This is a genomic window from bacterium (genome assembly GCA_022616075.1).
In the GTDB taxonomy this organism is placed as follows: Bacteria; Acidobacteriota; HRBIN11; order JAKEFK01; family JAKEFK01; genus JAKEFK01.
Map to the genome: position 1 here is coordinate 21,727 of JAKEFK010000249.1, position 6,134 is coordinate 27,860.

4 protein-coding genes are annotated in these 6,134 nt (G+C 47.4%); all 4 read left to right on the forward strand.

Features of this window, described 5'->3' with window-relative positions; translation table 11 throughout:
• Positions 1 to 11 precede the first annotated feature (11 nt).
• The 4 genes from L0156_20805 to L0156_20820 all read left to right on the forward strand — a co-directional run bounded on the left by L0156_20805 (position 12) and on the right by L0156_20820 (position 6,126).
• The gene (locus L0156_20805) at positions 12 to 1,211 is read left to right on the forward strand and encodes a type II secretion system F family protein (protein MCI0605432.1); all 1,200 of its coding nucleotides are present in this window, start codon (positions 12 to 14) and stop codon (positions 1,209 to 1,211) included.
• Between the two features lie 97 nt (positions 1,212 to 1,308).
• Positions 1,309 to 2,997 carry an ATP-binding protein gene (locus L0156_20810; protein ID MCI0605433.1) on the forward strand — a complete coding sequence of 563 codons (1,689 nt, stop codon included), beginning with the start codon at positions 1,309 to 1,311 and terminating at the stop codon, positions 2,995 to 2,997.
• Between the two features lie 52 nt (positions 2,998 to 3,049).
• Entirely contained in the window at positions 3,050 to 4,438 is a 1,389-nt protein-coding gene (locus L0156_20815; protein ID MCI0605434.1) for a sigma-54 dependent transcriptional regulator, read from the forward strand.
• A 245-nt stretch (positions 4,439 to 4,683) separates the two neighbouring features.
• The gene (locus L0156_20820; protein MCI0605435.1) at positions 4,684 to 6,126 is read left to right on the forward strand and encodes an ankyrin repeat domain-containing protein; all 1,443 of its coding nucleotides are present in this window, start codon (positions 4,684 to 4,686) and stop codon (positions 6,124 to 6,126) included.
• Positions 6,127 to 6,134 lie beyond the last annotated feature (8 nt).

A 6,134-nucleotide genomic window follows, 5' to 3' on the forward strand; every position in this document is an offset into this window, starting at 1 on the left:
GGGTGCAGAGTATGGCAACCTTTGAATGGAAAGGACGAAGGGGAGACAAAGTTGAATCAGGTGTAATCGTCGCGGAAAGTAAAGAAGCTGTACGCGCACGCCTGCGCCGTCAACAAATTATCGTTACGCAGGTAAAAGAGCAAGGTAAAGAAATTGCTTTTCCGCTGTTACGCGGCGGCATTTCCGCAAAAGAACTTGCGGTTTTCACGCGACAGTTTTCGGTCATGATCGATGCAGGTCTACCGCTGGTTCAGTGCATTGAAATCCTGGGAATCCAGTCCGAAAACAAAGTATTTCAAAAAGTATTATTGCAGGTGCGTCAGGATGTTGAAAGCGGTGCAACTCTGGCCGATGCAATGCGCAAACATCCGAAAGTATTTGATGATCTTTACTGCAACATGATTGCAGCCGGTGAAGCGGGCGGTATCCTGGATACGATTCTTCAGCGTCTTGCCGTCTACATTGAAAAAATTGTGCGCTTAAGACGGGCAGTGCGATCTGCCATGATTTATCCGATCGCCGTTTTAGCGATTGCGGCCCTGGTTGTGGCGATCATCTTGTGGAAAGTCATCCCGACTTTTGCAGCCTTATTTGCCGGTCTGGGCGCCGAACTTCCACTCCCAACGCGAGTTGTCATCTGGATGTCCAATTTTGTAGGACGATATTTCCTCTTGCTTGTTTTCCTGCTTGTAGCGCTAATTTATGCGTTGAAGCGCTACCACGGAACTTACCGTGGGCGGCGAGTTATCGATGGTATTCTTTTGAAAATGCCCGTTCTGGGTATCGTGTTACGAAAAATTGCTGTGGCGCGTTTCTGCCGAACTCTGGCTACGCTGGTCAGCTCCGGTGTGCCGATTCTGGAAGCTCTCGAAATTACCGCGAAAACCGCCGGAAACGCCATCGTGGAAGATGCCATCATGGCCACCAGAAAAAGCATCGAAGAAGGAAAGACCATATCGGAACCGTTGAAAGAAACGGAAGTCTTTCCTCCTATGGTTGTTCATATGATTGCAGTCGGTGAGCAAACCGGCGCACTCGATGCAATGCTCTCGAAAATTGCCGACTTCTATGAAGAAGAAGTCGATGCGGCGGTTGAAAACATGCTGACCCTGCTCGAACCGATCATGATTTTATTTCTTGGTATTGTTATTGGCGGCATCGTCATTTCAATGTATTTGCCGCTATTTTCCTTGCTTAGCAAGATCGGTTGATTTGAACCGCCAAGACGCCAAGGTCGCCAAGTTAGCCAAAATTGTATAAAAAATTTTCTTCTTGGCGTTCTTGGCGTCTTGGCGGTTAATAATATAGATGCTCAATCCGCAGGACGATCTCAAGCAAAAACTTATCTGGTTGATGACCCTTCGCATGGTCATCATTATTACCCTCCTGGGTTCAGCAATTCTGATCCAGCTCGTATCACGCACAATCTTACCGATCAATCCCCTCTACTTTCTGATTTTTCTGACATCCATCTTTACGCTCTTTTATGGTTTCCTCTTTAACAGAATTCCTGATTTAAAACTGCTCGCCTACATGCAGCTTAGCGGTGATGTTCTGGTCATCACCCTGCTTCTTTATTTCACGGGAGGAGTGAAAAGTTCTTTTTCCTTTTTGTATATCCTGGTCATTATTTCTTCCAGCATCCTGTTGTACCGGCGTGGAAGTCTTTATATTGCCTCCATCAGCAGCGTCTTCTACGGCCTTCTCGTGGTCCTCGTGCATTACCGGGTTTTGCCCTATTACGATTTAGACGTTGAGGAAATTGCGGGAATCACGTACCGGATGCTGTACTACTACATCTTTATGCACCTGTTTGCGTTTTATTCTACTGCGATGATGAGCAGTTACCTATCGGAACGATTGAGGCGCACACGAACGGCGCTGGAAGAAATGGATGAAGATTTGTCGGATCTGCGCCTTCTGCATCAAAAAATTATCGATAGCATGACTGCAGGGCTGGTCATCACCGATCTGGAAAGACAAATCAACTTCGTCAATGAACCGGGGATCCGCATCTTGCGGCTTCCCATTCAGGACCTTCTTGGCAAACAAATTGATAAACTCTTTTTGCAAGAAATCAATATGGAGAGGGTGGTCGAAGCGCTTAAAACAAACTCTTTTACTTCTCTGGAGCGAGTTCTGATCAAGGACAAACAGGGAATTCTCGTCGGAATGAATATTTCTTACTTGCAATCTCAAAAGGGATCACCAACCGGATACATGGTCATCTTTCAAGATATTACCGAAGGCAGAAAGATGGAACGGCAATTCCGGTTGCAAGAACGAATGGCTGCCATCGGCACCATGGCCGCCGGCATTGCGCACGAAATCCGCAACCCTCTTGCGTCGATCCGTGGATCCGTTCAATTATTGCAGAGCGAACTGGTACTGAGCGAAGATCAAAGGAAACTGATGGAGATTGTCTTAACGGAATCCACTCGCCTGGATCAAACCATCCAGAATTTCTTGAACTACGCAAAGCCCAAGCAATTGAGCACCGCAGTAGAAGATTTAAAAGAAATTGTAAGTGATATGCTCAACTTCATCCAGAAAGGACCAGAATTCAAAGAGGGACATCGTATTGAATTTCTCGGGAGTGAAGAGAATTTCCTGCATGAAGTCGATTCCAATCAAATCAAGCAGGTAATCTGGAACCTATCCATCAACGCTCTTCGTGCCATGCCCGAAGGAGGTAAGCTGACGGTGACTCTTTCTCATGATCTGCCGGGAGACATTATTCTTTCCTTCCGCGATGAAGGGCGCGGAATTGAACCGGAAAGAATAGAATCCATTTTCGATCCCTTTCAGGATTCCACAACCGGTGGGAGCGGTTTGGGTATGGCTATAGTCTATCGAATCGTGCAAGATCATCACGGTCACATCTTCATCGAATCAACGGTCAGTCGTGGGACAACAATAACCGTACGCCTGCCTGCAAACGCAAACGTTTCAAGCTTTGTTACAATGAACAGTGCCAGAGCAATGAGTCATGAGTAATGAGACACGCTTAAGAGGACTCATTGCTCACGACTCATTACTTTGGAACTGAATTATGATTACCATTCTCGTAATCGATGATGAAAAGAGCATTCGCGACATGCTCGCCATTATGCTCAAGCGAGAGGGCTATCATGTGAGTCTTGCCGAGAATGGAAAGACCGCAATCAACGCTATCAATAAGAACGTTTTTGATCTTGTAATTTCCGATATCCGGCTTCCGGATACAAACGGAATTGAGATTCTGAAACACGCAAAAAAGGTATCCCCCGAAACAGAATTCATTCTGATCACTGCTTTCGCTTCGCAAGAAACCGCCGTGGAAGCGCTCAAAAACGGGGCTGCAGATTACGTTTATAAACCATTCGACATCGAAGATCTGAAGATCAAAGTCAGCAACTGCATTTCAAAAAAGAAGCTTGAGCGTGAAAATGTATACCTGAAACGATCGGTCGAACGCCAGTTTCAATTCGAAAACATCATCGGCGCAAGTCCGAAAATGAAGCTGATTTTCGATCTGGTAAGAAAGATCAGTTCGACAAGCAGCACGATTCTGGTCGCAGGAGAAAGTGGTACCGGCAAAGAGCTATTTGCGAAAGCAATCCATTACCAGAGTCCACGAAAAGAAGGACCATTCGTGTCGATCAACTGCGGGGCAATGCCGGAAAGCCTGCTCGAAAGCGAACTGTTTGGACACGTTAAAGGGGCTTTTACGGGGGCAATTCAAAACAAGAAAGGGCTGTTTGAAGTCGCAGACCGCGGAACTTTGCTTTTGGATGAAATTGGGGAAATGACTCAGGGAATGCAGGTGAAACTCCTGCGCGCGCTCCAGGAAAAACGAGTCCGGCCTGTGGGTGGAACACAGGAAATTCCGGTTGATGTTCGCGTTGTCGCGGCCACAAATCAAGACCTTCAAAAAGCGGTTGAAGCCGGGAGAGTGCGCGAAGATCTTTTTTACAGGATCAATGTCATACCCATAAAAATTCCGCCACTTCGTGAACGGAAAGAAGATATCCGGATTTTGGCCGAACATTTCATGAAAAAGTATTCGTTAGAAATGGGAAAAAATATCCAGCGGATATCGCCCGAAGCATTATCCCACCTGGAGAATTATGATTGGCCAGGCAACGTCAGGGAGTTGGAAAATGCCATAGAAAGAGCGATCGCTCTGGAAATTTCCGATGGAATCACACTGGAAAGCCTGCCTGAAAAAGTATCCCATCTTCCCCAACAGCAGGAATGGACTCTTTTCCCTATCCCGGAAAAAGGTTTTGATCTCGAAGAACATATTGAACAGATCCGCAAAGAAGCTTTGCTGGAAGCGCTGCGCAAATGCAACGGCGTGCAAAAAGAGGCGGCCAAGCTTGTTCGAATGTCTTTCCGTTCTTTTCGCTACTACGCTAAGAAGTATCAACTAACGAAAGCCATGGCGCTTAGATAACCGCCAAGGCGCCAAGATAAAACAAAGTGATGAAGTATTTCTTAATTCTTGGCGTCTTGGCGTCTTGGCGGTTTTTCAAACCGGTTTCTCGACGAAAATGATTGTCGCAGGACGGGTGTCATCCCTTTTCCCTTCAGACTACTTAAAAAACGTGCTGTTCGCTGCACCAGGGGAATGAAATAGTCATGCACCGGACTTACCCTTGAAAACGAGAATATTTTCGACGGCTAAAGGAGGCAAAGAAAATGGCTCTGATACGATGTCCGGATTGTGAAAGAGAAGTATCCAGCAAGGCCCGTAGTTGTCCACAATGTGCCTACCCTATTGAGGGACTCACCAACTTTTCTGATGCCATTTTGCAAAAGGATTCGGACATGGTCCGTGACCTTCTGCAGGCTGGTTTCAAAAAGGACGAACCGAACTCTGATGGATACACACCCCTGATGCTGGCTTGCCAGTTGGGAGATTACAACATAACTAAGATATTAGTAGAAGCGGGAGCCGACCCTAACGCTAGAAACAAAGATGGTTTGACGGCGTTGGATCTTGCAGTCAAGGAAAAGCGGGCGGAGGTAGTTCCGATCCTGCAGAGTCTATTGCCAGAGCCTGAAGAAGTAATTGAGCCCGAAGAGGGAAAAGAGGAAGAAGCGATTCTACCTCCGGCAACGCCCGAACCGGTTGTTATCGAAACAAACATTCCGCCTCTTGTTCCACCTCCACTTCCAGTTGAAGCCAAACCGGCAACGCGACTGCTTTCCATAGATGAGTTTCAGCCCGCGGTTGAGGAAGGTAAGTACAATGGACCAGGTTTTATTTGCCGCTCCTGCCAGCACGAAATCGCCCCGGAAGACATTTGGTGTCCCCATTGTAAAGCTCCGATCATCAGGCGTTATTGTGGCGGCTGCCGCGAGCTGATTCCGGACAATGCTGCGCGCTGTCCTTATTGCAACAGCTCAAAATTGAACCGTTTCCGCTATATTCGCAACCTGGAACAAATTGTTGCAGGTACCGTTGTACTCGGCGTGCTCTTACTCTTATTCGGAATTTACAATCCTGCAAGCAAGACTTCCTATTCGGAAAAACTCGCTGAGAAAAGATCGATTCAGCAGGAGCAGATTGCGAAAGCTGATGAGGAAAAATACAAAAACAGCCTTCGGCAACCCGTTCAGAGAAATGGGATTCAGGCGCCAACTCAACCTGCGGTGGTGAGAATGATCCCGCGCCAATCGGACCGGAGTCAAATCGTTCAAGCTGGAGGAAATTCGAGCGAGAACCGAAACCAGATTCCAACAGTCGAACGGATCGAAGTAGCGCCGGACACACCGGAGCCCCAGGTGGAAGAGCCGAAAGAAGAGGAACCGGAAGCAGATACTTCGAGTCAGATTGCGGAACGTCTGAATGAAGAAGGATTTCGGCTGATGAAAGGGGGTAGATATTCGGAAGCTATCCCTGTGCTCGCACAGGCCTTAAGGTCCTTTCCTCCCGGCAATAGGAGTCTAACTTACGCTTATGCGCTCTTCAATCTGGGCAGGTCACTCAGACTGGCCGGACGGCCTGACCTTGCCATTCCCATACTCGAAGAACGGATGAAGTTCGCCGATCAAAGACACATTGTTGCGCGTGAATTGGAACTGGCAAAAATCGAGGCCAATGCCCCCGAACAGTTTGACAACGTTCAGTTCGAATAAAGAGACCA